Annotated in this window: 14 protein-coding genes; 13 read left to right on the forward strand and 1 reads right to left on the reverse strand. The window is 39.1% G+C overall.

Going from position 1 to position 26281, the window contains the following annotated elements; translation table 11 throughout:
* Positions 1-233: 233 nt before the first annotated feature.
* From J9537_RS04905 to J9537_RS04930, 6 genes are all read left to right on the forward strand, one after another.
* A complete protein-coding gene (locus tag J9537_RS04905; RefSeq protein ID WP_218256933.1) occupies positions 234-1085 on the forward strand; it encodes a DUF368 domain-containing protein in 852 nt (283 codons plus the stop codon).
* Between the two features lie 318 nt (positions 1086-1403).
* A complete protein-coding gene (gene proS / locus J9537_RS04910; RefSeq protein WP_218256934.1) occupies positions 1404-2843 on the forward strand; it encodes a proline--tRNA ligase in 1440 nt (479 codons plus the stop codon).
* 898 nt (positions 2844-3741) lie between these two features.
* Positions 3742-4218, forward strand: a complete 477-nt coding sequence (locus J9537_RS04915) for a GNAT family N-acetyltransferase (protein ID WP_218256935.1) — start codon at positions 3742-3744, stop codon at positions 4216-4218.
* Between the two features lie 278 nt (positions 4219-4496).
* Positions 4497-5882 carry a sensor histidine kinase gene (locus tag J9537_RS04920; protein WP_218256936.1) on the forward strand — a complete coding sequence of 462 codons (1386 nt, stop codon included), beginning with the start codon at positions 4497-4499 and terminating at the stop codon, positions 5880-5882.
* A complete protein-coding gene (locus J9537_RS04925) occupies positions 5872-6927 on the forward strand; it encodes a hypothetical protein (RefSeq protein WP_218256937.1) in 1056 nt (351 codons plus the stop codon). The genes J9537_RS04920 and J9537_RS04925 overlap by 11 nt, the downstream gene beginning before the upstream one ends.
* A 490-nt stretch (positions 6928-7417) precedes the next feature.
* Positions 7418-8098, forward strand: a complete 681-nt coding sequence (locus J9537_RS04930; RefSeq protein WP_218256938.1) for a response regulator transcription factor — start codon at positions 7418-7420, stop codon at positions 8096-8098.
* 277 nt (positions 8099-8375) lie between these two features.
* On the opposite strand, the gene J9537_RS04935 is transcribed toward J9537_RS04930, so the two are convergent.
* Positions 8376-9796 (reverse strand): IS3 family transposase gene (locus J9537_RS04935; protein ID WP_425333176.1). Its coding sequence is split into 2 segments (ribosomal slippage): positions 8376-9319 and positions 9319-9796, totalling 1422 coding nucleotides; the frame shifts between segments, so codons are not numbered across the junction.
* A gap of 79 nt (positions 9797-9875) precedes the next feature.
* On the opposite strand from J9537_RS04935, the gene J9537_RS04940 reads away from it, so the two are divergent.
* From J9537_RS04940 to J9537_RS04970, 7 genes are all read left to right on the forward strand, one after another.
* Positions 9876-14276, forward strand: a complete 4401-nt coding sequence (locus J9537_RS04940; protein ID WP_218256940.1) for a SpaA isopeptide-forming pilin-related protein — start codon at positions 9876-9878, stop codon at positions 14274-14276.
* A 2-nt stretch (positions 14277-14278) separates the two neighbouring features.
* The gene (locus J9537_RS04945; RefSeq protein WP_218256941.1) at positions 14279-15886 is read left to right on the forward strand and encodes a SpaH/EbpB family LPXTG-anchored major pilin; all 1608 of its coding nucleotides are present in this window, start codon (positions 14279-14281) and stop codon (positions 15884-15886) included.
* Between the two features lie 56 nt (positions 15887-15942).
* The gene (locus J9537_RS04950; RefSeq protein WP_218256942.1) at positions 15943-16764 is read left to right on the forward strand and encodes a class C sortase; all 822 of its coding nucleotides are present in this window, start codon (positions 15943-15945) and stop codon (positions 16762-16764) included.
* 39 nt (positions 16765-16803) lie between these two features.
* Entirely contained in the window at positions 16804-17487 is a 684-nt protein-coding gene (locus tag J9537_RS04955) for a winged helix-turn-helix domain-containing protein (protein ID WP_218256943.1), read from the forward strand.
* A gap of 235 nt (positions 17488-17722) precedes the next feature.
* Positions 17723-23740: an InlB B-repeat-containing protein gene (locus J9537_RS04960; protein ID WP_218256944.1), complete on the forward strand. Its 6018-nt coding sequence runs from the start codon at positions 17723-17725 to the stop codon at positions 23738-23740.
* 106 nt (positions 23741-23846) lie between these two features.
* Positions 23847-24818, forward strand: a complete 972-nt coding sequence (locus tag J9537_RS04965; protein WP_218257330.1) for a D-2-hydroxyacid dehydrogenase — start codon at positions 23847-23849, stop codon at positions 24816-24818.
* 372 nt (positions 24819-25190) lie between these two features.
* Positions 25191-26150, forward strand: a complete 960-nt coding sequence (locus J9537_RS04970) for a hypothetical protein (protein WP_218256945.1) — start codon at positions 25191-25193, stop codon at positions 26148-26150.
* Positions 26151-26281: the final 131 nt, after the last annotated feature.

Consider the following 26281-nt stretch of genomic DNA (forward strand, 5'->3'; position numbering starts at 1 on the left):
TATGCAAGGGATTCAAGTTTGATTCTCTCAGCTTGATAAAATCTCAAACTTTTTATAAGTTTTTGCGAGAAGCTTCTTGTGGGGTCTTGCACCGGCATCTTTTTATCGGTACACTGGCTAAGATGCGATAAAAGCGACTTGCTTAAGTTGGATCATAGGGCAATAAAAGCAGGGTTCTTTTTCGCCTTTTGAAAGAGGATTTTTAGAGACGAATTAGGAGGATTTATTTTTTTATGGAAAACGAGAAAGTGACACAGCCGAATAAGAGCGACTGGTTTTTACGCTTCATCAAAGGAATGTTCATCGGCTCTGGATTTATTTTACCGGGAGTCAGCGGTGGTGCTTTAGCGGCTGTATTTGGGATTTATGAACGAATTATTTCATTTTTGGCTCACATCACGAAAAACTTTAAAGAGAATGTCTTATTTTTTATTCCAGTAGGATTAGGTGGATTAGCGGGAGTATTTGTCTTATCTTTTGCAGTCAGCTTCTTACTAGGCGAATTTGAGACAATTATGCTGTGGTTTTTTGTTGGTTGTATTATCGGAACGGTTCCCGCATTATGGAAAGAAGCTGGAAAGAAAGGCCGAGATACCAAAGACTATGTCATTATTGCGGTTAGTTTCGTCGTAGGCTTTTTGTTCCTGTGGAAAGGCTCAAGCCTTTTCGGAACAGTGGATCAAAACTTTTTCACGTGGATGATTGCAGGTGCGTTGATCGGGTTGGGTCTGATCGTTCCTGGCTTGAGTCCTTCAAACTTTCTGGTCTATATGGGGATGTATAAAGCAATGGCCGATGGCTTTAAGACTGTGGACATGGGGGTAATTATCCCTATTGGAATTGGCGGTTTAGTCACAGTGTTAAGCTTATCGAAAGTCATGGATTGGGTATTTAGTCATTTTTATGCGCCAATGTATCATTTTATTTTAGGAATTGTTTTTGCATCGACGGTCATGATTGTGCCGACCGATTATAGTGGCATTGGCTTCCTTGGTTTCCTTGGTTGCGCGGTTCTATGTCTATTAGGTGCTGCTTTAGGATGGTGGATGAGTCGCCTAGAAGAACGTTATGTTCCAGAAGATTAAAAAAAAATTTGACATTTGGGCTTGCATTTTTGATGAGAAGTCTTTAATATGGTGTTAAGCATTTGGAATAGTAATAAATTTTATCGGCAGCAGAGAGTTGATTCACCGTCTGAAAGATCAACACGCCCTCTGGGATTTATGAACCTACCAAAGTTGATTGCTGTGAAAGCAGCACGCGTCTCTAGCGTTATTAGAGCTGAAAGTTGGGTCAACAAGGTTTGACCAAGCAAGGTGGTACCGCGAAATTATCCGTTTCGTCCTTACAATATGTAGGGATGGAGCGGTTTTTTTATTTTTATTTTCTAGGAGGATGCATGAATGACAAACTTACAAAAAGAAGATTTTTCAAAATGGTATTTACAAACAATTCAAAAAGCTGACTTGATGGATTATTCACCCGTTCGTGGCTGTATTATCTTTAAAGCCGATGGTTGGGAACTATGGGAACATATTCAAGAGGACTTCAATAAATGGTTGAAATCTCAAGATATCCGTAACGTTTACTTCCCAATGCTGATCCCTAAGCATTTCCTAGAAAAAGAAGAAGAGCACGTTGAAGGGTTTGCGCCAGAATTGCCTTGGCTGACAAAAGTTGGTGACGAAGAATTAGAAGAGCCTTATGCGTTACGACCAACATCTGAAACATTGATTGGAGATGCCTTCTCTAAGTGGATCAACTCTTACCGTGACCTTCCTTACGAAATCAACCAATGGGCAAATGTTTTCCGTTGGGAGAAAAAGACAATGCCGTTTTTACGTACATCTGAATTCCTATGGCAAGAAGGACATACGGCCCATGAGTCTGAAACAGATGCACGCGAACGTACAATGAGCGCATTAGAAGCCTACGCGACATTGATCGAGGATACTTTAGCGATCCCAGTTTATCGTGGACAAAAAACACCGTCAGAACGCTTTGCCGGTGCCGTGGATACGTATTCTGTAGAGGCAATGATGCGTGACGGGAAAGCCGTCCAAGCAGGAACGTCTCATTACCTAGGTCAAAACTTTGCGGAAGCTTTTGATATCAAATTCTTAAACCGCAACAACGAACATGATTTTGTTTATACGACTTCATGGGGAATTTCTACTCGTTTGCTTGGATCATTAATCATGGTTCATGGGGATGAACAGGGGTTAGTGTTGCCACCAAAAGTTGCACCAACACAAGTTATCTTGATTCCAGTTGGCCCTTGGCAAAAGAACCCAGCAATTCTAGATCGTTTGACAGAATTGAAAGCATCTCTAGCGGAAAAAGATATCCGTGTACGGATTGATACCACTGATAATACGCCAGGCTATAAGTTTAATGAGTGGGAACTAAAAGGGGCGCCATTACGAGTGGAATTCGGACCGCGTGATCTAGAAAATAATCAAGCAGTAATTAAAATGCGTGATCTAGATGACAAAGAATCTGTATCACTAGATGGTATTGAAGACTATATTACTGAGCAACTGGATGTTATGCAAAAACGTTTATTCGAAAGCGCACAAAAACGCTATGAAGCGAATGAACATACTGATATTGATACATTAGCTGATTTGAAGACACATATCGAAAAATCTAAGGAAGCTGGCGAAGTTCCAGGATTTGTCTTAATCGGTTGGGATGGTACTGAAGAAACAGAAGCTAAGATCAAAGAAGAAACTGGCTTCACTACTAGAAATATTCCATTTAATCCACCTGTTGAAAAAACAGTCGACATCGTTAGTGGAAAGCCTGCGAAACACACTGTTTGGATCGCACGCGCTTATTAATCTATATGGATGATAGTAGCTTTTACAGGATTATACCTGTCTAAGTAATATTATCCATGCCCGGCTTCACGAAGCCTTTGTTACTTGAGGAAGTCCGCTACAGAATCACTTTTTATATAAATGAGTTTTTGCAATTACTGTTTAATCAATCAGCCACCAGTAAGCAGGACGGTCGGGAATTTGGTTTCCCAAAAGGTTGATCTGTGCGGTTATATTCTTAGAGCCAGCAACAATCAAAGACATTTGATTGCTGCTGGCTTGTTTTTGCGAGTCCAACTTTTTGCAGTTGGCTACGTTTGGAATCGATGAAGGGTATTATGTAGAATAAAAGTTGCGAGCTATTTAGTTGGATCGTATGCGTACGAAAATAACCTCATTTTTCGTTTTTTGAAAAATGAATTCTTTACTAATGAAGTAGCTGTCAGTTTTTCTTCCTGCTTTAGCAGGTTAGAAAAATGATATGCGAAGCGAAAATAGAGTGATTTTTCTGATCTTTGGAAAAATCATTTCGTTAGTAGGAGTTAGCTGCGAGTCCAACTTTTTGCAGTTGGCTACGTTTGGAATCGATGAAGGGTATTATGTAGAATAAAAGTTACGAGCTATTTAGTTGGATCGTATGCGTACGAAAACAACCTCATTTTTCGTTTTTTGAAAAATGAATTCTTTACTAATGAAATAGCTGTCAGTTTTTCTTCCTGCTTAAGCAGGTTAGAAAAATGATATGCGAAGCGAAAATAGGGTGGTTTTTCTGGTCTTGGGAAAAATCATTTCGTTAGTAGGAGTTAGCTGCGAGTTATTTAAGGTATAATAATTATTAAGCACTTCAAAAAAAGTTGAATAGAGAAGATTAACAAATCGTATAGGCACGTAGTTAAAAGAATAAATAGCAGGAGGTAGTATGGACTATTTAATTCGAGAGTTAAAAGAATCAGAATATCCTGTGTTGGAAGAATTTTTATACCAAGCGATTTTTCAAAGGGATGAGAAAAACCCGATTCCAAGAAGTGAGCTAACTAAACCGAGTATCAATATTTACATTCGTGATTTTGGTAAGTATGAGGATGATTTCTGCTTATGCGCAGAAGTCGATCATAAAATTGTTGGGGCAGTTTGGGTTCGAAACATTCAAGGATTTGGGTCGATCGATGATCAAACCCCTGAATTCTCAATCTCACTCTATTCGGACTATCGTGGGAAGGGTATCGGTACAGCGATGATGCGAGCGATGCTTCAAAAATTGAAAGAAAAAGGATATGCGAAAACTTCTTTGGCTGTTCAGAAGGACAATTATGCTTTGAAAATGTATACTGCTGTTGGTTTTGAGATTGTTGATGAAAATGAAGAAGAATATATCATGGTATGTCCGTTAAATTAAGCTTCTAAATCAAAAAACATAACGGGCAAATCCCTCGAAAGAGCACTCATTTTTTTGTTGAGTGCTTTTTTTGACGTTTAACTTTAAAAAATGAACGAATTATGATCCTTAACAATTAGACTGAAAAAAGTTATCTAAATAAAGTTAGTTACAGGTTTTAATTTCAGCATAATGCGAATACTTTTTATCAAATGACAAAGAATCACTATCCAAAATTTATTTTTCATAATATATTTAATGTATTACAATAAAAATATAATGAAAAATGGAGAGTTTGAATGAAACGAAATAATCTATTCAACAAACGACTCTTGGTGGTATCCGTTATCATTTATCTCATTTTTGCTTGTGTCATCGTGCAAAGTGTTTATGTTTTTCGAAATTTTTATCGCCATGAAGAAAATGTCTATATAGAAGAGATCCAAGAAGATATCCATGCGGCTTTGAAAAAAGATACCTGGAAAAATGAATTGGATAAATTAGTTGAGGATACGGCGATTGAGGTTGTTTTGCGTGATGAAGCGGGGAATCGATTGTATTCCACCATTGATTTGGCAAATGATGCCCAAATTAAAGGGGTGGTCAATGATAATGCGAAGTTCTTGGAATCTTTTGAACAAACAAAAATTGGGGAGCAAAAAGGTTCTCTTTGGTACGTGATTTATCAGGTTCCCTTTGTAAATGTGGTCCAAAACTTCATCTTCAAATTCAATATACTGATCCTCGCGGTATATGTGGCGTTGGTGCTCATTATTATCTGGCTGCAAAGGAAACTTCTGACCCCCTTATATCAAATCTCTACTTCCCTTGATCGGGCGGAACGCAATGAGCTTGATGAGAAGTTTTTTGCTACTGCAGACGATCAGTTGAATGAACGACTGAATAATTTCTTCTTGAAGCAGAAGCAAACCTTGAATATGGTTTACGGAAAGAATACAAATCTTGAAATTGAGTTAGCTTTAGAGCGGGAACACTTGGAGAATACGATCAATCTTTCAAAGGCAATGGTTCATGATTTAAAGGGGCCTTTGCATAATCAGCTGCTTGAAAGTGAAATGAAGTTGATGCGTACAGAGCAAGAAGAAAAGAGGCAGTTTTTAGGAAAAGAAATCGAAGTCTATAATGAACTGCTACTTGAAATTAATGAAATCCTACATCTATTGCGAGAGAATATGTATCAATTTGATGCTGGCATCGAACAGTTTGACCTAGTCGATATGGTGAGAACTTCGCAATTCTATCAAATGAATGAATTGAAGCATAAGAAACTAAGCTTCTTCTTTGATGGCCCTGAAAAAGCAATGATCTATCAAAATAAAGTTGCTATGCGCCTGTTGCTGCACAATATCAGCTCAAACATGGTTCATTATGCGTTAGAAAATTCAGAGTTAGAAATTACGCTTGAATTAAGGGACAGTGAGGCTCATATCACCTTTAAAAATGTGGCCCAGACTCATCATCTGCAAAATATTTTAGAAAGTAATAAATCTCCTTTCTTCATTCCAAAAGAGACACAGGATTATTCTTACAGCAGCGGAAATGGTATTTACTTAATTAAGGATCTTGCAAAGTTTTTACATGGGTCCTGTGATTATCAGATTGAAGAAAATTATGTGGTGACTCGGTTAATCATCCCCAACGAGGAGCAGCAGCATGAAGATTAGGAAATGGGTTTGGTATATGTTGTTGCTTTTAGCATTAGTTCCTGTGAACGCTTTTGCTGAAGAGGAGGGTGAAACGGCGCTTTGTTCAGGTACTTATTTTCCGATTTTGACATACACGAAGCAAAAGAAACAAGTGGAAGTCCCTTTGAAGGTGACTCTCACTTCTGAAAATGGACAGACGGATGAAAAAAAGCAGGTCGGCATCGATGGACGAGATTTTGAATATGAAAAAAAGGTCAATTTACGGGGATTGGACAAGGAAAAGCTTGCAGAAATGGCAGAGGTCCGTTTTTGGTCCTTGGAGGATGGGAAAACACTAGCCATAGATGAGTTCAAAATAGAGACGCTGGATAATGTAGAGAGTCAAATCACCTTTTACAATTTTGAGAAGAACGTTAAAAAATCCGTTCGAGCGTATAAAAGCGGAGATGAAATCCATGGAAATAAGAAGTACTCACAAGTAAAGCTGCAAAAGTATAAGAACATCAAAGGAGATGTGAAGGAAAGACCTTGGAGTATCGAACATCGAACGATGCTTACCTACATCATTTTCTTTTTAACAGTGAGTCCAGTCATTTTAGTGATCGCATTGATTATCTTTGTTTATATTCAAACAGAGCAGCTAGATAAAATCGCACGAAAAAAGAAGATTAAGCGTCAACTGTTATGGCTGCTTCTTCCGGCACTTTTTTCTTTTGGCGGTGAAGCTTCAGCAATTGATGTAGAGCTCCATGCAATAACCCTTATTCAAGAAAAAGCTGAAGTATTGGCGAAAGAAGAGGCGTTGGATAACTATCTCATTGAAAAATCTGGTATCAAAAAGCAATTGAGCTCAAAAAAAGCAGCTACTGCCAAGGTCGACAGTAAAGAGCTAACGGATCAATTGAATCAGCCGAGAGAACAAGTGGTTCAGGTCTATTATTCAAGAAGCTTGAAGGTAGGAGATTACGAGAATCATATTGTGCCTGCGATCGTTCTTTACTCAGCGGTTATTGCTCTCCCCTTCATTTATTTTTTCAATAGATGGTTCAAAACGAATCAATAAGAAACATTCAAATAAGCTGTGAAGTTTCGCGTTTTAGACGAGAGGCTTCGCAGCTTATTTTTTTGCAAAGGAACTTATTAGAAATTATAAGTTAATTTTTGATTATCACTTTCTGTTTTTTTAATTATGAGTAAATAACGTTTGTAATTTCCGGAAAAACAATTATATGATTCGTTGTTTTTACTCTAAAATAATTGAATTTAAAAATGAATTTTAAGTAATAATTAGTTAGAAAGGCTATATGTTTCTTTAAATACACAAAAAACACACAAATCACACAATTTTAACCGTAAATATAATAAAAATATTTAATAAAGTTTTGAAAAAGTATTTAAGTTTTGCTAAGATTATAATTAAGGAAACAGGTAATTTTCAGAACATAAAAATTAATTTAAGGTTAAATGGTTTAAAAGTATGTTATATAAAGACGGAAATTAATAGTCGCTGACAAGCTTTGTTTAAATCATGCATTCAACTGGAGGTATATAAATTGGGTAAGCGAATTATGTTAGTAGAAGATGATGTACGGTACGCCGCAAAATTAGTCGAGGCGTTAGAGGAAGTCGGCTATGAGGTCACGTTCATGGAAACACCCATCAGAGCGGTTGCTGAGTTTACGAAAAAGAAATACGACTTGATTATTTCTGATTTTTGTATGGATGAAATGGACGGGGTAAAGTTATTAGCCATTCTCAAAGAGATCAACCCGAGTGTTCACTGTATCATTTTGACCGCCTTTCCAGAGGAAGAAGTTGAGCTGGAGGCCATAACGATTAACGTGGACCATTACTTAAGCAAGGATAAGAGCCTGACCGTCATGATCAAGTACGTCCAGCATCTTCTAAAAAAAGAGCCAAATGCAAAAGAAGAGAATATCTACGGTCTTACCTCTGCCATTGAACGAATTTCCATTGATACACAAAGCCGTATTGTCGAAAAAGAAAATCAAGTGGTGTCGTTGACGAAAAAGGAATACGATCTGCTGGTTCTTTTCTTGAAAAATAAAGGAACAGCACTAAGTCGTGAAGAGATTGCGGAACAGCTTTGGAGTAATGATATTGAAAATATCGATCTGCGGGTAATTGACGGACATATCAAGCGCTTGAGATCGAAGCTGTCGCTTTTTAGTATCTCGTCCGTTCGTGGATACGGCTATAAGTGGAGCGAGTAAAGAAGTTTCTAATTAACGGAATTAAGGCGTATTGCTTTTATTCAAATAATAATCAATTGGAGGGAAGTAAAAGATAGATAATTTTGTATAAATATCTTTTGAAAATTCTAAAAGGATTATTGTGCAAAATATTTTTAGAAATACAAATATTAAGGAGGTTCTATGAATGAAATTAAGAAAAGTAATAGGGAAATTCGCAAAGTGAAGTGACCCCAAAAAGTTAGACTTATTTCGGAGTAGAGAAATCTACTCCATTTTTTGTTTGTTAACATGACAATTATGCCGCTTTCTGTGCAGCTTTTCGAAATTGAACAGGGCTTCTCCAATTCAATTTCTGTTTCATCCGGTGATTGTTGTAGTAATAGATATAGTCATCGATCGCCGTTTTTAGTTCATCAAAACTGTGATAGGTTTCCCCATGAAAGATTTCTTGTTTTAGAAGACTGAAGAAGTTCTCCATGATTGAATTATCTAAACAATTTCCTTTGCGAGACATACTTTGAAAGATTTTCTGTTTCTTTAGTTTTTGCCGATAGGACTTCATTTGATAAGCCCACCCTTGATCCGAATGGAAGGTGCGACGATAGGGGCAATCAGCCGTGATCGCGATGGCTTCTTCTAAACCTTCCATAATTGCCAAGGCATTCGGCTTTTCTGAAATGCGGTACGAAAGAATCTCGCTATTATACATGTCCATGAACGGGTCTAGGTATAACTTTCTTTGTCGGATCACGCCTTTGGTATCTATTTCAAAATACTTGAATTCTGTTGTATCTGTCGTAATTTTTTGATGACAAATACTCGTATAAAAATGACGACGAATCCGGTTTTTCGCCACTTTTCCAATCTTTCCTCGATAAGAATTATAGCGACGTGATTTACGTGTGTAGGAACGGACTTCGATCCCTAGCTTTCGAATCAAACGTTGAACTTTCTTTTTATTGACATGAAATCCGCGATTTTTTAGTTCATTCGTCATTCGTAAACAGCCATAATTTTTATGTTCTTTACGAATACGAAGCATTTCGGCTTCGATTCCTTGATCGGGATTGTCTCTGTCAAATCGTTTTTGCCAGTACATAAACGTCGCTTTAGGAAAGTTTAACGTCTCAAGAAGCTCAACTAATTTGAATGATCCTCGGAGGCTGTTGATGATTCGTGCGATTGATTCGTTCGTCTTTGTTGGGCTTCCTGTTTTCGCAGCTTCCTCAGCTCTTTTAAAAAGGCATTCTCAATCTGAAGGGAACGCACTTGTTTTTCTAATTCTTTAATACGGTCTCGTTCTTCCGGTGTTGACTCAATTGAACGCTTCTTTTTCTGTTCTTTTTTCTCAGTCAAGGTAGATGGACGTCCTTTCTTTTTTGTGAGTCCATCAATACCATCATCCCGAAATTTTCTCATCCAACTGGCAATGAGAGACGGATTATTCATTTCAAGTACATTGGCAATTTCACGATAAGACAGCTCACTAGTTTGATATAACTCTATCGCATCCAACTTAAATTGAACAGAATAATTCGCATTTTTACGTTTTCTGAGAAGACCTTCTTCGCCAAATTCCCGGTAGGAATTCACCCAATCTAGTATTTGTTTCCTATCCTTAACCGAATGTATCTTTGCTAAATAGCTATAACCACCTTTCCCATCTAAGTATTCTTGAACTACTTTCAATTTGAATTCAAAACTATATTTAGCCATAAAAATACCGACCTCCAAGAGTTAGATTTTGGTCTAACTTTTGGGGGTCGGCTCAAAGTTACTATGGATTTTTTTATTAATGTTTCCTAGTAATATGATTGCTTACTCTATTGAATCAGATCAAGATATATCATCAATAGATAAACATTTGGTCACTTTTCTGAATAAAAATGGAGAAAAAATATCAGAAATAGAATTGAGCGATGGGGAAGCTCTTTCAAATGGAGAAATACCTAATCAAAAAGAAGCTTCATCTCTAACGAAGGAAGAAGCCGAAGCAATTGGTAAAGCTTTTGATGTTAATTCCGAGCTCTCAGAAGATTTAGTTTTAAAACAAGTTTTTGGCGAAGAAGAGACAATAGTTTCGTCTTCAGAAGAAGAAACTTCTGCTGAATCTGTAGAGGAATCTCAAATGACTTCGAGCGAAACAGAAGAATCGGTTCCTCAAAAAAGAGCTTCTTCAAAAGAAACAGATAAAGAGAACAAAAAAGAAGGCAAAAAGTCTGAAAAAGCTAAGAAAGAGATGGCACCCTTAGCTGCAGTTACAGGAGATAAAATTGAGCTGTCTGATGGTGATACGCTAACGTTCACCGGGGCGAACAGTTTTACCGCCACTGGCGTATCAGGAACACAGACTTCTAACTCAGATTCTTATGTCGAAGTTTCAGCAGGTGCTGCTGCAACAATTAAGGTCGAAGCTGGTGTAACAGCGACCATCAAATACGTCTATGGTCCAGATAGTACAGTGAATTTCACTGGTGATGGCACCTTGGTTTTGGATAATGGATTTACTTCTGGTACTGGAACGAATCTTGATTTTAATAGCATGCAAACTTCCCATAGTGACCCACTTTTTGAAACAGTGGCAGGGGCAGTCATTCGAAAAGCTGTTTTTGATAAAGCCACAGTGGATATAAAAGGGGATATGCTGGGTGCCCTCTTTGAAGACATGACTGCTAAGAACAATAGTGTTCTTACTGTCCAATCAAAGGCTGATCCAATTGACGTTAACGCGGAAAACAGTGTTGATTTTGAAAAAGGAAAAGGGCTTTATGTTCAGAAGTTGGCAAGTATTGAATCAGGCACAGCACTTACTACAGAGGGCTATCATGCTGGTTTTTACAATTTAGGTTCAATTGAAGTAAATGACGCTGACTTGACCGGGACCTCTCGTACAGGTGGAAGTGCTGGCGGGATTGCAACTCACGGAAGATTAATAGCCTCTAATGGGGCAAATGTTCAAGGGATGACAAGCGTTTCTGGTGTCTCGCCGGAAGAATTTGCTGCTGGAATTTTTACTGGCGTCTCACTTGAGGCGACCGGATCAACTACTAAAGTCGTAGGCGAATGTACGACATCCTCCGCTAAAGGAAGTTCTGGAATTTGGGTTCGAGCAGATATTGATAATGGTAACGGCTATTTAAAAGTTAACGCCGCGACTGTTGAAGGTCTAGGTGGTGCTTATGGGATTGCGCTTGGGGAAATGGAAACGACCTATTCTGACCATGCCTCTTATGGGATTATCGAAAATGGAGCACATGTTATAGGTTCAAACTCGAAAGGTCAAGGAAACATTGTTGGTTTTTATCATGGTCGTAGTAAGGCCTACGATGAGACTGAGAATTACCTAAAAGTAACTAACAGTACCCTGGATGCTTATACGAAAGGCACTATCGAAAATGGTCGCCTTAGTTCTATAGCTGCCATGAAGGTTCATAATCTGATTGCAGATAACGCAACGATTACGGCAACGAACGATTCAGATTACAACGATTCTATCCATATCTTGAACAATTATACTGTGAAAAATAGTACAGTGAAGTCTTCAGTAGGTGGAAATGCAGGGGAAGACAATCTTTCTTTCGGACCAAATACGCGAGCGTCACTGTATGTAGCAGATGGTGAATTGCTTCAAACAGGTGGAACCTTTGATGGTGTTGGAAATATTCGTGTTTATAGAAAGAATCTTACCTTAGAAAAAGCCGGAACCATGGACGTAAAGTCTGACAAAATTGGTGTTCGATTGATGACAAAAGATTTAATCGTTAACGATGCAAATTCGAAGATCGAAGTTATTGGAAACAAGGAAACAGATGCGCAAATCGGTGCAAGTGTTGCTGGCAAAGTTTCAGTCAGTGAGGGAAGTCTAATTGTTGAAAAAGCGAAAGATGTTGGTCTTGTTGCTACAGGCGATATATTAGCTACAAGCGACGGAACAATTTCAGGCGCTTGTACAGATGATACTTCTGCAGCGACAGATATTGGCGGTGTCGTGAGTAAAAGTGGAGATATTACTGCGGATAACGGGAATATTATTGGTTTAACGGTTCATGAGTACAATGATTCCGATAAAGTGTCCGGAGCGACTGACCATGCAGCGGTTCATGCAAAAGCAAGTGGAAAGAAAGTTTCCTCTATCAATGATGGAACAGTTGATGAATATTATGAAAAACAATGCCAGACACTCTACAAGGTATGGCAGAAAAAATATGCCGATAAAGGTGTTTCCATCAGTACAGCGGATTTTGCCAAATACACTTGGACCTCTCGGGGAAATGGAAGTAACAGCTGGTCAAATAGTGCCCAAGATGATCGGATCGTTACTAAAGCTGATGGTTCTGCTATTAAAGCAGTTGCAATAGCCGCAAGCGAATTTATTGTAGCAAATTCAAAGGCTGGGGCAATCAGCTCCACTCATTTTGAAAAAGACTCAAATAGTAAACATAATGTTCATTTCAAATTGGCATTGGCAGATTCTGAAGACACTGCCCTTCACAAGAAGGTTGCCAAAGGAAAGACGACAAACAAAGCAGATTTCTCAGAGGATATTTTTGAAAAAGGCATATCCAAGGATGATCAGTTTACTTATTTTATTGAGATGACGACACCAGCTACAGGGGTTGACGGCTATGACTCCATTGATATTACAGATACGTTGCCAAGCAAAACGGCTTTGGATGACACGCTTACTAATTCGATCACTATGAATGTCGGTACAAAAGCGCTCACTATAAGTGGAGATGAGCTGCGGGATGGAAGCGCAAAAGTGGGAGAGATTGAATATAATTCCACTACTCGCAAGCTCGAAGCACATTTGAATCAAGCGGGAATCAATCTATTAACGACGCCGAATAGTACGATTGAGTTGTTCGTAACGGTTAAAGCTACAGAGAACATTACTAAAGGGGCGACATTGAAAAATAAAGCGGATGTATCTATTAATGGGGATGATCCTACCGACAGCAATGAGTCGAAAATTACAGTGCTTGAAGAACCAAAAGAATTAAAGAAACAAGTGAAAGCTGCAGATGGCACATATAAAGACACAAAAACAATCAATGCCGGTACGGAGCAAACACTGGATTATCAAGTAACGATGCGTTTACCAGACAGTTTAGCTGGCTATGATCAATTAGTTCTTACGGATATAGCACCTGCTGGAACGACATTTACTGGCACTCCTACATGTAAGGTTGAAGGGAGTGAAGTAGGCACAGTCGTTATGAAGGATGATTCTTCTCTATTGCGAGTTGATTTAAGTAAAACGCAATTGACTGGATTAGAGAGTAAAGACATAAAAATCAACGTACAATTGACTGTTCCAGCTAACTATTCAGCGAATACGATCAAAAATATCGCTTCTTATTGGATTAATCCAAGCACACCTGGAAATAGTACTTCCAGCGGGACGACTGAGCCAGGAGATGCGGCGGATGGCACTGCGGAAAATATCGTTACAGTTAACACAACATTCAGTGTTACCTACGATGGGAATAGTCATTCAGCTGGAACAGTTCCAGTCGATAGCAAATTGTATACTGTTGGTGAGACGGTGGGTCTTAAAAAACCAGGGACGATGGCTCGAAGCGGATTCAAGTTTATTGGATGGAATGATAAGGCCGACGGAAAAGGAACGAATTATTCATTCGATTCTACTTCTGAAGTCTTTACACCAAGCTCCTTCCAGATGCCGGCAAAAAATGTCACACTTTTTGCTCAATGGGAAGCTTCTCAAGATATTACTATCTTGAAGAAAGATGCGTCTAGTAAACAAATTATGGATGGCGTGGAGTTTACACTGACTAAACCTGCAGAAGCGAGTTTCAAACAAGTGAAAACCAGTAATAATTCTGGGAAATTAACGTTTTCAGACTTAGAAACTGGCGAGTATGAGTTGCGTGAAACAAAAACGAAATCCGGCTACCAATTACCGTACGGCTATTGGAAAGTCAAGGTAGAAATTGTAAGTAACCAAGTCAAGGTTACCTTTACCGGAGAAGCAGAGAAAAATGGCGCTAAACCACCAGCAGTAGAATGGAGTTCTACCGAAGATGCGTATATTATTTACAATTCTAAAACGTATACACTGCCTAAAACAGGGAAAGCTCTCACAGCCTTGAAAGTTGTGCTTGCTGGCGCAGGAGTTCTGACCATTGCATTGAGCATTTATGGAGTAAATAGAAAGAGAAGAGGGGTATAGAAATGAATAAATTAAAAAAAATGTTTTCAGCACTATTTGTTGTGTTGCTTGCGTTGAGTGGATTAATTTCTGGAGGGAGTTCTTCATTAGCAGCGTCTACTGTTGATACAGCGAAAGCTGTAGATTTAACGATTCACAAGTATAAAGAAACAAATTTAACAGGATTACCGGGCTCTAGTGGAGATGAGCTGGACCTTACAGCTTTTCCTAGCTTAGAACCTTTAGAAAATATCAGCTTTAATATTTACAAAACAAATATTAATTTTAACGCCGCTAGTGCTGCTGATTTACCTGATGCAGCGACTGTTTTGGCGAATCCAGCAACATATGGTGTTGATCTAGACGTACCAAGCCAATCAGGAACGACAGATACAAATGGTGAGGCAAAGTATACGATTGCTGCGGCAGATCAAGGAATTTATTTGGTCACAGAAGTAGCAAACCCTGTGGTTGAAGATGCAGAAGGCATTCCGTTTCTAATTTCATTACCATCTACCAATAAAGATGGAACAGATTGGAATTATGATGTTCATGCATACCCTAAAAATAAATTAAAAGATGGTCCAAACATAAAAAAAGAAGTTGAAACAGCAGATGTTACAAATAAAGGAGTAAATGTCGGAGATGATGTGAAATGGCGAATCATTTCTGATATTCCTAAAGACCTATATTATACAGATTCAAATAGTAAAGAAGTTTATGGTAAAAAATTTGAAATGGTCGACATCTTGTCAAAAGGTTTGGAATATAAAGGTGTTAGTTTCATGGTAGATGGCTCAGCGTTTACGTTGACACCAACGACCGATTACACTGCGGTTACTACTCCACAAGGAGCGGATACAAAACTGACTTTCTCACTTACAAAAGCTGGAATGAAAAAAGTAGCGCAGGCAGGAACAGCTACCTATCCGTTGTTTACTTTAGAAGTCTTAACGACTGTCACTCAAGATGCACTAACTGTTGATAAAATCGAAAACAAAGCAACATTGAATTACACTAATAGTATTGGTGTCGACTTTGTAGCAAATACGGATGATTCTAAAGTTCCAGGAGATCCATCAGATCCTGTTGATCCAACGAAGCCGACAGTCCCTGAAGTACACACAGGTTCTACTGGATTTGTTAAACTGGCAGCTGGAACAAGTACTGCCTTATCGAATGTGAAATTTGCGATTGCTAATACTGAAGCAAACGCAAAAGCTGGTAAATATGTGAAGAAAACAGCTACAGGAAAGATCGTCTTTCCGGGAGAGGCACAATATGACTCAGCCGCAGACTATATTGTAGAATCAAATGCTACAGGAGAAGTTGTCTTTGAAGGACTGAAATACGGAAATGACAATGAATCATGGGAAACCGCTAAAAGCACCTATTATGTGGTTGAGACGCAAGCAAAAGATGGGTATCAGCTATTGAAAAATCCAGTCGCTCTTGAAGTAAGTAAAAATAGTGACTTAGCAGCAAAACTTCAATCAAACAAAGTGTACAACAACAAAGGATTTACGCTGCCAAAAACAGGTAGCGCGGCATCTATCATTTTAATAGCTGCTGGTTTATTAACGTTATTTGCAGCGTATCTGATATCAAGAAAGTCACGTAAAGAAGCTTAGTAAGGAGACTAGACTTGAGTAGTTAAATCTATTCAAGTCTAGATTAAAATGACTGAATGAAAATTTATAAACTACTAATTCCAGTTCTTGTATTGATTGGAGTCGGGCTTTTGAGTTATCCCTTTATAGCAAACATTTTTGCAGGGATTCAGGAAGAAAAAGTGATTTCAGAATACGAAAAAAACATTGATAAGTATTCTGCTGAGGACTCTGAAAGAGAAATTTCATTAGCAAGTGACTACAACGATAGTATATCTGGTGAGAAAATAAAAGATCCATTTATCCAAAATAGTGGAATCTCTGTGCCAGATAATTACATGAGTATATTAAATTTTGATGGCGTCATGGCAACGATTGAAATACCGAAGATTAAGGTGAAACTACCGATCTACCACGGTACCAGTGAAAAAATATTGCAAAAAGGTGCTGGACATCTAGTTCAGAGCTCATTTCCAGTAGGAGGTAGCTCTACTCATGCGGTTATAAGCGCTCATCGTGGACTGCCAAATGCAAAACTTTTTACAGACCTAGTCAGTTTAAAGAAAAGTGATCGATTTTTTATTAAAGTAATGAATGAAACATTGTGCTATGAAGTAGATCAAATCCAAAAAGTCGAACCAAATGAGACAAAAGAGCTTTTGCCTGTTATTGGTGAGGATTATGTAACATTGGTTACTTGTGTTCCTTATGGTGTGAATAGTCATCGTCTCTTAGTTAGAGGGACTAGAGTTCCATATGAGAAAATGCATACTGAAAAAATCAACTTAAGTAGTGATAGTTCGAAAAAATCTTTTTCGATAATATTATCAATCGCAATTACAACGATTGTTATATTTCTGGTTAGAAAACATTTCAAGAAAAATAAAAGCATTAATTAATTATCGTTATCTATAAAAGTTAAAGAAGGTGATTCCCAAATGGGACATGTACTAATACTTACGCGCAATATCTTATCCGATGGCGAATTACAGGAAAAGCTGCAGTTTTTGAATTACGAAGTTCTTTGTTCCTCTAGTTTGTATGATTATTTGGTTCAACATCAAAAATACCCTGATTTGATGAACCATTTTCAATTTATCATTTTCAGTGAGACGGTATCCAATGCGGAAATTAAGTTTCTGTTGCCGCTTTTTGAAAATAAAAAGAATCTGCTGTTTCGTAAAGTCGGCGAGGTGGCAGATTTAGGTGATTTGAAAAATGTTGAGAAAATCACGGCAATCAATTTGAATCTGGACTCTTTAAGAGAAAAATTAATGGTTTCAAAATTTAATCATGCGACACAAACAAGCTTTAGAAAAACAGGGATTAACTCTAGTTTTGGTCAAAAGATCGACATTGCAGAGCAAATGAATCAATTAAGCCTTTCGAAATTAGAAGAGAAAGTCTTTAATGAACTGTATTATTCAAATGGTGAAGTGATTACGAGAGAGGCCTTATGCAACAAGTTGTGGGGAACAGGTGTGACGAACTCCCATTTATCTCACCTTTCCTCCATCGTAAAAAAACTGAGAAAGAAATTTGACAGAATGAACCTGACTGAAGAATCAATCAAAACAGTCTGGGGAGAAGGCTATCAGTTGTCTCCTGTATTTTTCTCGTAACGGGTAAATGAAGTAATCAAAAGACGATATACATAATTGCCTTTTGATTACTTTTTTTGCTCTAGCGAACACACAATTAACTTATGTTACACAAAAACAACCGTAAATTATCAATTAAAATTAAAATAGTTTTGATTATGCAAGTTTCGGTTTGGTATTATTGTTTATATATTATTATATTTTGATAATAATTAATTCGAAATAAATTAGAGGAGATTTGTTGAGGAGGATTCAAATGAAGAAAAAGCCCATTGCATTTCTTGGTACGTCTATCTTACTTTTTAGTTCTTTGCTGCCAACAGGCGCAGTTTTTGCTGAGTCGTATGGTTTAGAACAAAAAGGTGAACAAACTGAGCAAAGTGATAAAACCTTAGAGTCTGTTCAAAGTGGGATAACGATTCCAGAAAAGATAGAAGTGGAAACACCCGATACCGTTACAGAAGCTTCAAGTGAGGAACAAACACAGTTCTCATCGGAAGATACGCCCACCGAGGAGGTAAGAGAAGAAGCATTGATACCTTCAATGGTTCTGAAGCAAAAAGAAGAAAAAACAATCAAAGAAGACCAAAAATTTACTTTAGAGATGTTTGGTAATCTGAAAGAAGCTAAGCTTTATTTGCCAGAGGAATTAGCTTTTGATGGCGAAGATAACCTTTTTGAGGAGAAGCCAAGTGAAGACTTTTCTTGGAATGAGGAAAAAAGAGAATTAACGATCAAAAATATTGCTGATGAAGAAGCAACAGCCAAGACTCTTACGCTGACCGCCGAAAAAGCAGGAAGCTATGAGTTGTCTCTCTTTGATGAAGAAACGAATTATGAAAGTGAAAAGCTTGTTGTTGCTGTCGAAGAAAAGGAAGCCGAGAAGGAAAAAGAAGAATCCAAAGAAGCTACCGAAGAAACAACTGAGTCAAATAAAGAAGAGAAAGACCCAGAAAAGACAGCGACTAAAGCAAAACCAACACCCAAAGCTGCAAGTATCAATGTTGGTCTGCAAGCAGAGGGCACTTTTAGAACATATACTGATCCGGTATCAGGTATTGCACCAACAGAATACGCTGTAGCTGTTCCGCTTTCGATCAGTACCGCTGGAATTACGGGAGCTAAGGTAGAAATTCCCTATGGATTTACGCCAGATCCTTCGAATCCAAATTTTGAACACTTTACCATGACAGATCCGATTTTTTCTTTTATCGATCCGGGAACACCAGCAGCAGATTCAATCGTTGATCATTATGAGGATGATACCACCAATCAAAAGCTGATCATCCATTTGAAAATGACTAAGACAACTGTTGAAACAGTTAACCTGCGATTTAAGTTTAATCCAGATTACGATGCGAAAATTCCGGTAAACCAAGTAATTTGGCAGGATTTACAAGCAACTGCTTATGATTCTGCGGATACGCAGTTGTCGCAGTCGAGTAAGGTACAATTGAAAAGTTCAACGACTGATGGGATGAATACTACTATTGGGCGATTTAGTCCAACCTCAGAGGACTATGAAGGGGGGAGTATCTCAAATCGAGTTCGAGTTTATAATAGTTATAATAAACGATGGCTGTTGGATGAAACTGCGAAAAATCTTGCGTACATCGAGTATCCTACAGGATCAACGGTATCAGCTAATATGACAAACTATTTTAATGGTCCCGCTAAAACTAATAATGATGATTCAACTATTCCAGTTGGATATACACGTCATTACCGAGAAATTTCCGATAGTCCTGCTCACTTTAACTTGTGGCAGGCGAACAGTAATATAAATTCTAACTATCAATCAATAGATACCACATTTAATCCGCCTGCCACATTAAATGTAGGAGACAATTTTCACATAACTGTAGGAATTGTTTACAAGAAAGTAAATGGAAAACTACAAGAAAAAAAAGCAATCTCGGATTACGTAAAACAGGAGCAGCAAAATTGGCAATTAACTTCAACTGACTCACGTCGTAATACAGGTTCCGTAGCGCTTGCGATAGTGGATTTATCAAATAATTCATCCGTTTCAACGGCAAATTATGTATTCGGGTACTCAAATTATTATCATAGCTGGACAGGAAAAAATACTGGTAAGAGAGATATTCTTAATACGAAATTCTCACTTTATCAGAAAGATGCAGATTCAAAAAAAGTGAATTTCAGTTCAGTCATGGTATATGAAACAGCCGAAACAGGAACACCGTTAGGATATTATAAAGCACAATTCTCTATTGTTGACACTAAGACGGGAATCACTCGAACGGGAACTAGTGCAAATTATTCTGGAACTAAAACAGTTCCGCTTCCAACGCTAAACACGAGTGAGTATATCGATAAAGTAGATGTCATTCCAATGGGACTTGATGGAGCAACAACAGGAGCATGGTTACCAAATACGGGTTATGGTATTCGCTATCAAGCAGAAAATTGGAGTTCAGGAAACTGGCCAGATGGAACGAAAATTCCTACGAATGAAGTATCAACAGTTTCTATGGGAGCGACATTATATTATGATGATGAAACGAATGATCAGCCTGCAGTTGCAAAAATAAAAGAAATGGACACTGGGTATGTATATTACGCTCCTGGAAATACCACGGATACTTATGTAAATTTTGTTAGTGGGAATTCAAATGCTAGGCAACCCGGGGACACAGTTAATTATGAAATTCAAGGGTACAATGCGTACAACGCTGTAGGAAGTGCAAAAGATCCTGAGATAACAGTGGCGATTCCCAAAGTATTAGAAATGGTCGAACCTGGATCGCCAAAGGATTTTTATGATGCTATGAATAGTACGAACTATCCTGGAACAGTGCAGGTAAGTTTGATCAGTTCTGACTCGACAAATAATTATTACCGTTTTAGTGCTAGTGGAGTAGAGGGTTTCAATAATAAGGACGGCGTTTCTTATAAGATCCCAATAAGTTTCAAGATAGCATCTGGGACACCTGTTGGAAACTATTCGATCCCAGCAACAGCTGTGACAAATTCTAATTTTGTTCAAATTACTCAAAATATGAATAATCTATCTGATTCCCTAGCAACAAGCATGGGTTACGATAACACTGTTCCTAATAGTTACACAGGGCGAACTAGCGGTCACACTGCTCTATCAGTCGTCTATGCCTCTAAACTCAACGGAGACACAGCAGGTCGGAGCGGAAGCAGCGACAGCTGGACAGAAACCACCCATTTTTCGGTAGATAAGAATACGACTCCGCAGATGAAAGCAACCGTCAGCAATACAGGAAATACGAGTTTTAACAATGTTCGCTTGTACGATATTTTACCGTCATCAGCGGATGGTCGCGGATCAAATGGAAATATCAGCTTTACTGGTCTAGCGGATGCTGGCGGCACGGTGTACTACACCACGCAAGCGATCGATACATTGCCAGACTATAGCAGCGACTTGCAAACCTGGAATGCGGCGAAATTGAGCAGCCACGGGTTTAGTACAGCAACGCCTGGCGATATGGAGGCTGTTACTGCGATATATATTGATTTTGGTACGAAGGTTGTTGCACCGAATGAAACATTAGACACGGTGATGAATTTCTTAGTGCCAGATGCCGATAACCAAAAAACTGTGAATCAGTTCCAATATTCAGCGAAAGAAGTTGGATCTGGTACAACGTTGAATGCGAAGAGCTCTGAAATTACCTTTAGTACGGAGATTGCTAAGGTGACCTATGATGAAGCACTGCCAAGCTTCTTGGCATCTGGTGTAACTAGCGCTAGCAATATGCCAACGATGCAATCAGTTTTATTGGATTCTTCTGGGAACGGTTCGATTACTTTATCGGACAACGTTCCTACGTTATCAGGTTATACGTTTGTTAAATGGCAAGATAAATCGAATGCTAGCAAAGACTATCAGCCTGGGGCAAAAATCAATTTCACCTCAAGCTCAACGGCGTTGGATTTGAAGGCAATCTGGAAAGCTGTTTCAGTGGGTGTGACCTATAAGAAGAATGACGGAACAACAGATACTGTTGATACGAAGTCTTATGATTTCGGCGACACGGTTGATTTAACAGCAGTGGCTAAGCCAACTCGTACTGGCTACAAATTCAAAGGATGGGGAACAACACCAAACGAAACGGCTGCAGATTTTGTGGATGGCACGACTGTTGACTTTACCGTAGATAAAACGGTCTATGCGATTTGGGAAGCCAATGCTTATACTGTTCAGTTTGAGAGTAACGGCGGAACAGGAACAATGACAGATCAAACCTTTACTTATGACGTTGCTGGGAACTTAAAAGAAAATACCTTTACACGCCCGGGTTATCAATTTAGCGGCTGGGCAAAAGCAAGCAATGCCGTATCTGCAGATTATGTCGATAAAGCTTCTGTTATGAATCTGAGCTCTGCTGAAAATGGGACAGTCAAGCTTTACGCAGTCTGGGCAGCTCTTGATCAAACGATTCAATTTGATGTAAATGGTGGCGATATTGCCAGCAAACCAGCGGATATCGTGAAGAAAACCGATCAAGAGGTCGAGATTGACAAAGTCAAGGCTCCGGCTAGAACCGGTTATACATTTAATGGCTGGTATAAAGATAGTAATGAAATTACCGGAACGATCAAGATGCCAGCAGGCGGCATGACTTTGAAGGCTGATTGGATAGCAAATCAATACACGATTCAGTTTGACGCGAACAAAGGGACTGGAACAATGGCTTCACAGCAGTTCACTTACGACGCAGAGCAGAAACTCACTGCAAATAGTTTTACTCGATCTGGCTATACCTTTGTTGGCTGGGCAACGAGTAAGACAGGCAGCTCCGCCTATGTTGATGAACAAAACGTGAAAAACCTAACTGCGAAAAATAATGAGACGATTACTCTTTATGCTGTATGGTCAGCTTCTCCTCAAGTTCTTCAATTCGATGTGAACGGTGGCGATGTTGACAGCAAGCCAGCGAACATTACCTCGGCGACGGATGCGGAAGTCGATTTGACCATTGTAAAAGCACCAACGCGCACGGGTTATAAATTTACTGGCTGGTACGATGGTGCAGATAAAGTGGGGGATTCAATCATAATGCCAGTAGGGGGTAAAATCTTACGTGCAGAATGGGAAGCCATCTCTTACAAGGTGAATTTTGATTCTAATACCGGCAGTGGAACGATGGATAAGCAAACATTTGTCTATGATGTGGAACAAAAATTGGCGAAGAATACCTATACAAAACCTGGCTATCAGTTTGAAGGCTGGAGAACATCGGCGAAGAGCTTAACTTGTGATTACCTTGATGAGCAAACAGTCAAAAATTTATGTACAACACACGATGATGAATTAACGGTCTACGCTGTCTGGCGCGCCCTAGATCAAACTGTAGTGTTCGATGTAAATGGTGGTGATCCAGCGACAAAACCAAAGGATATTGTTCAAGTAACGGATTCAACGGTAGATCTTTCAACGGTGAAAGCTCCGACACGGACTGGCTATACGTTTGCTGGCTGGTATGAAGGCGCAACAAAAGCTGAGAATTCATTTGTCATGCCGGCAGGTGGAAAAACGCTAAAAGCGGAATGGACGCCAATCAGTTATACGATTACCTTTGACAAGAACAGTGGAACAGGCACTATGGCAGATCAAGCGTTTGAGTACGACCAAAACCAAAGCATCAGTAAAAATGCCTTCACAAAAGCAGGCTATAGCTTCACTGGCTGGTCAACGAAAAAAGACGGCGCGGTGGACTATGAAGATGAGCAAGCGGTAATGAATTTATCTGATACAGATGGGGCTAAAATTACGCTGTATGCAAATTGGCAGGCAGACGATCAAACCGTGAAATTTGATGTAAATGGCGGCGATGAAGCGACAAAACCTGCTGATATTATCGGTAAAACCGGTGAAAAAGTCGACATTAGCCAAGTGAAAGCACCAACCCGAAGCGGCTATACTTTTGAAGGCTGGTATGTGAAGGATAATAAATCAGAGGATGTCTTTGAAATGCCAGCAGGCGGTGTGACGCTTGTAGCAAAATGGGCGAAGAAGGAAATCACAACAGGTGGCGCGAAAACAGAGGACAAGGATTCGGGAGTGAAAGCACCGCAATCTGAAAGCACCTATCGCAGCTACTTCGGTGGAAGGTATTACAGCAATAAAGCGGATAAAGAAGCGACATCTGCTAAGAACCTGCCAAAAACTGGTTCGGAGCAAAATCCTTTATCAGCGATCCTCGGTCTTTGTGTACTCGCAGGAAGTTCCTTCCTATTATGGATTCGCAGATCAAAAAAAGAGGAAGAAAAATAAATAAGTAGAACCCGAGAGGTGAAATCATTTTTCCCTCTCGGGTTTTTGTTTCTTTTCAATTCAAAAAAGAATCGGTACAATGAATGGTAAAGAATGGAGGCAAATGATGAAAATCGTAGTTTTAGATGGTTATGCGTTGAATCCAGGAGATCTGAGCTGGAAAGGCTTTGAAGAATTTGGCGAGGTTATCGTTTATGATCGTACGTCCTTTACAAATAAAAAGGAAATCATTGAGCGAATCAGTGACGCAGAAGCGATCCTAACGAATAAAACACCGATTGATGAAGAAGTTTTGGCTGCTGTTCCACAGTTGAAATATATTGGTGTAGTGGCGACTGGATACAATGTTGTAGATATCGAAGCAGCTAGGAAGCGGAATATTCCGGTGACGAACATTCCAGCGTATGGAACAGCCGCAGTTGCACAGTTTACTTTTGCGCTTTTATTGGAGATCGTGAATCAAGTCGCTGTTCATAATGACTCAGTCCACCAAGGAGACTGGCAACGGAGTGTTGATTTTACCTACCAAAAAACACCGTTGATGGAGCTGCAGAACAAGACACTTGGATTGATTGGCTATGGTGAAATTGCACAAGCAACAGCGGCGATTGCCCATGCTTTTAATATGAAGGTTATCTATTGGAATCATCGTCCAAAAGAACCCCAGGCTTCATGGGCGCAGCAAGTACCTATTGAGGAGCTTTACCGTCAAGCGGATATTATCAGTCTACATGTCCCTCAGACAGCGGAGACACAAGAGATGATTAATCAAGAAACCATCCATCAAATGAAGGATGGCGTCGTTTTATTGAATACAGCACGCGGCGGTCTATTAGATGAGGCAGCTGTCGCAGAAGCTTTAAACAAAGGGAAAATTATCGGTGCAGGTGTCGATGTGGTCTCTAAAGAGCCGATGGCTGATAATAATCCATTACTGAAGGCTAAAAACTGTATTATTACGCCTCATATTGCTTGGCGGCCATTGGAAACTCGAGAACGGTTGATGGGAATCGCAGTAGATAATTTCGCGGCATTTATAGCAGGAGTAGAACAGAATGTCGTGAATAAGCGCGACTGATTGGGACATTTTTGTTCAAAGATATCACCTTTTTAAAAGGGTGGTATCTTTTTTTGTAAGAAATATGATTACCTTCATTCGAATAAAATAATTATGTTTATTTTAAAAAGGTGCATAAATCCTTTGTCTGTTTGTTTTTGGACGCATGAAATTATCGTTCGTTATTTATTAAGCTTGATAAAGTAATATTAAAAAGGGGGGATAGAATCGATAAAGTTACTATCCAAAAGGTTTAAATAAATTATCATTAGTGAATACTTCATAAAACCTATTTACTTCGGAGTTATTTTATGTATAAAATATTTTTGTGAACGGTTACATAAGAATTATTACTACAAAGGAATCAAAAACAACGAATGGAGGATGAAACGAATGAAAGAGGCATTGTTAGGGCAGCGACAAATTTTTGGTATGTTGAGAAAGAGCTTGGAAAAACGCGTGACTCAGCGCTATGAACAAACAAAAAATGCGGCAGAGATCGTAGAGGCGGCAGTGGCTATTTTGGTACGTGACGCACTTTCTGTGGGGGATTTTGCCTACCTGTTCCCAGAGCTAATTCGTGAGATTTTTCTGACCGCTGCACCTAATGACACCTTACGTCGTCATTGCGCCTATTTCCGCGATTATTTTGTAGGTGTAGAAGAATGGCAGACGGTCATTGATCGCCTGTTTAAGAGCGAAGAAGAGTATCAAGAGCTGACAAAACAAGCTCGTTCTTATAGGAAGTTATTGATAAAGAGAGCCGCTGAGACCTTCGAGAAGACAGCGTTTCAATTTGATCTTGCGACGGTTTTTAAAGATGGCAACGGGAAAAGATATGCCTGGACATTACGTGACACGAAACAGGTCCCGCACGGACAAGAAAGTGAAACGGCGGAAATATTGGAAATTTTGACAACCTTGACCATTTTCCAAACGGGTGGCATTCGTCGTTTTGCGGAATATGTGAAATTCAAAAGTGTAAAAACCTGTCTCGATACGCAGCATGAAGTGAGTCAACCGGAACAAGAAGAAACAGCTGAGTTGGAATCAACGGATGAAAAATGTCAGACTTCTGAGAAAAAAGAACCGTCTGAAGAGGAACCGGTGTTGGCAGAACCTTCGAATGAAAATAAAAAAGGCAAGCTGAACTATCAGGAAATCGCTGATCAGATCGATGCGAAGTACCCGCTGCCTTGGGAGCTGCCGCCAAATGAGTCAGCCGCCGCAACGGCACATAAGCCCAAAAGCTCTGAAAGACGTCACGGCAAAACGCAAGAAGAAATTGAACAGGGACGCGAGAAAAGAAAATGGGAGAGAAAAGTCAAGAAACTATTGACTGGAAGGAGATAACGGTGTGCTTTTTTTGCCCATAGGGTTTATTCAGCGAGCCTTTAAAAAGCAAAAAACGAGCACATACGTACTCGCTTTTGCTTATTATTATCGAATTTAAGAAAAAGAGAAAGAGCTTTTCGTTCTTTTTC

The sequence above is a fragment of the Enterococcus raffinosus genome, from assembly GCF_019175485.1.
GTDB classification, from domain to species: Bacteria; Bacillota; Bacilli; order Lactobacillales; family Enterococcaceae; genus Enterococcus_A; species Enterococcus_A raffinosus.

Coding starts and splice junctions, on each gene's coding strand:
- J9537_RS04940 (WP_218256940.1), top strand. CDS start 9,876: ATGTTTCCTAGTAATATGATTGCTTACTCTATTGAATCAGATCAAGAT.
- proS (WP_218256934.1), top strand. CDS start 1,404: ATGACAAACTTACAAAAAGAAGATTTTTCAAAATGGTATTTACAAACA.
- J9537_RS04955 (WP_218256943.1), top strand. CDS start 16,804: ATGGGACATGTACTAATACTTACGCGCAATATCTTATCCGATGGCGAA.
- J9537_RS04920 (WP_218256936.1), top strand. CDS start 4,497: ATGAAACGAAATAATCTATTCAACAAACGACTCTTGGTGGTATCCGTT.
- J9537_RS04965 (WP_218257330.1), top strand. CDS start 23,847: ATGAAAATCGTAGTTTTAGATGGTTATGCGTTGAATCCAGGAGATCTG.
- J9537_RS04905 (WP_218256933.1), top strand. CDS start 234: ATGGAAAACGAGAAAGTGACACAGCCGAATAAGAGCGACTGGTTTTTA.
- J9537_RS04970 (WP_218256945.1), top strand. CDS start 25,191: ATGAAAGAGGCATTGTTAGGGCAGCGACAAATTTTTGGTATGTTGAGA.
- J9537_RS04960 (WP_218256944.1), top strand. CDS start 17,723: ATGAAGAAAAAGCCCATTGCATTTCTTGGTACGTCTATCTTACTTTTT.
- J9537_RS04945 (WP_218256941.1), top strand. CDS start 14,279: ATGAATAAATTAAAAAAAATGTTTTCAGCACTATTTGTTGTGTTGCTT.
- J9537_RS04915 (WP_218256935.1), top strand. CDS start 3,742: ATGGACTATTTAATTCGAGAGTTAAAAGAATCAGAATATCCTGTGTTG.
- J9537_RS04950 (WP_218256942.1), top strand. CDS start 15,943: ATGAAAATTTATAAACTACTAATTCCAGTTCTTGTATTGATTGGAGTC.
- J9537_RS04925 (WP_218256937.1), top strand. CDS start 5,872: ATGAAGATTAGGAAATGGGTTTGGTATATGTTGTTGCTTTTAGCATTA.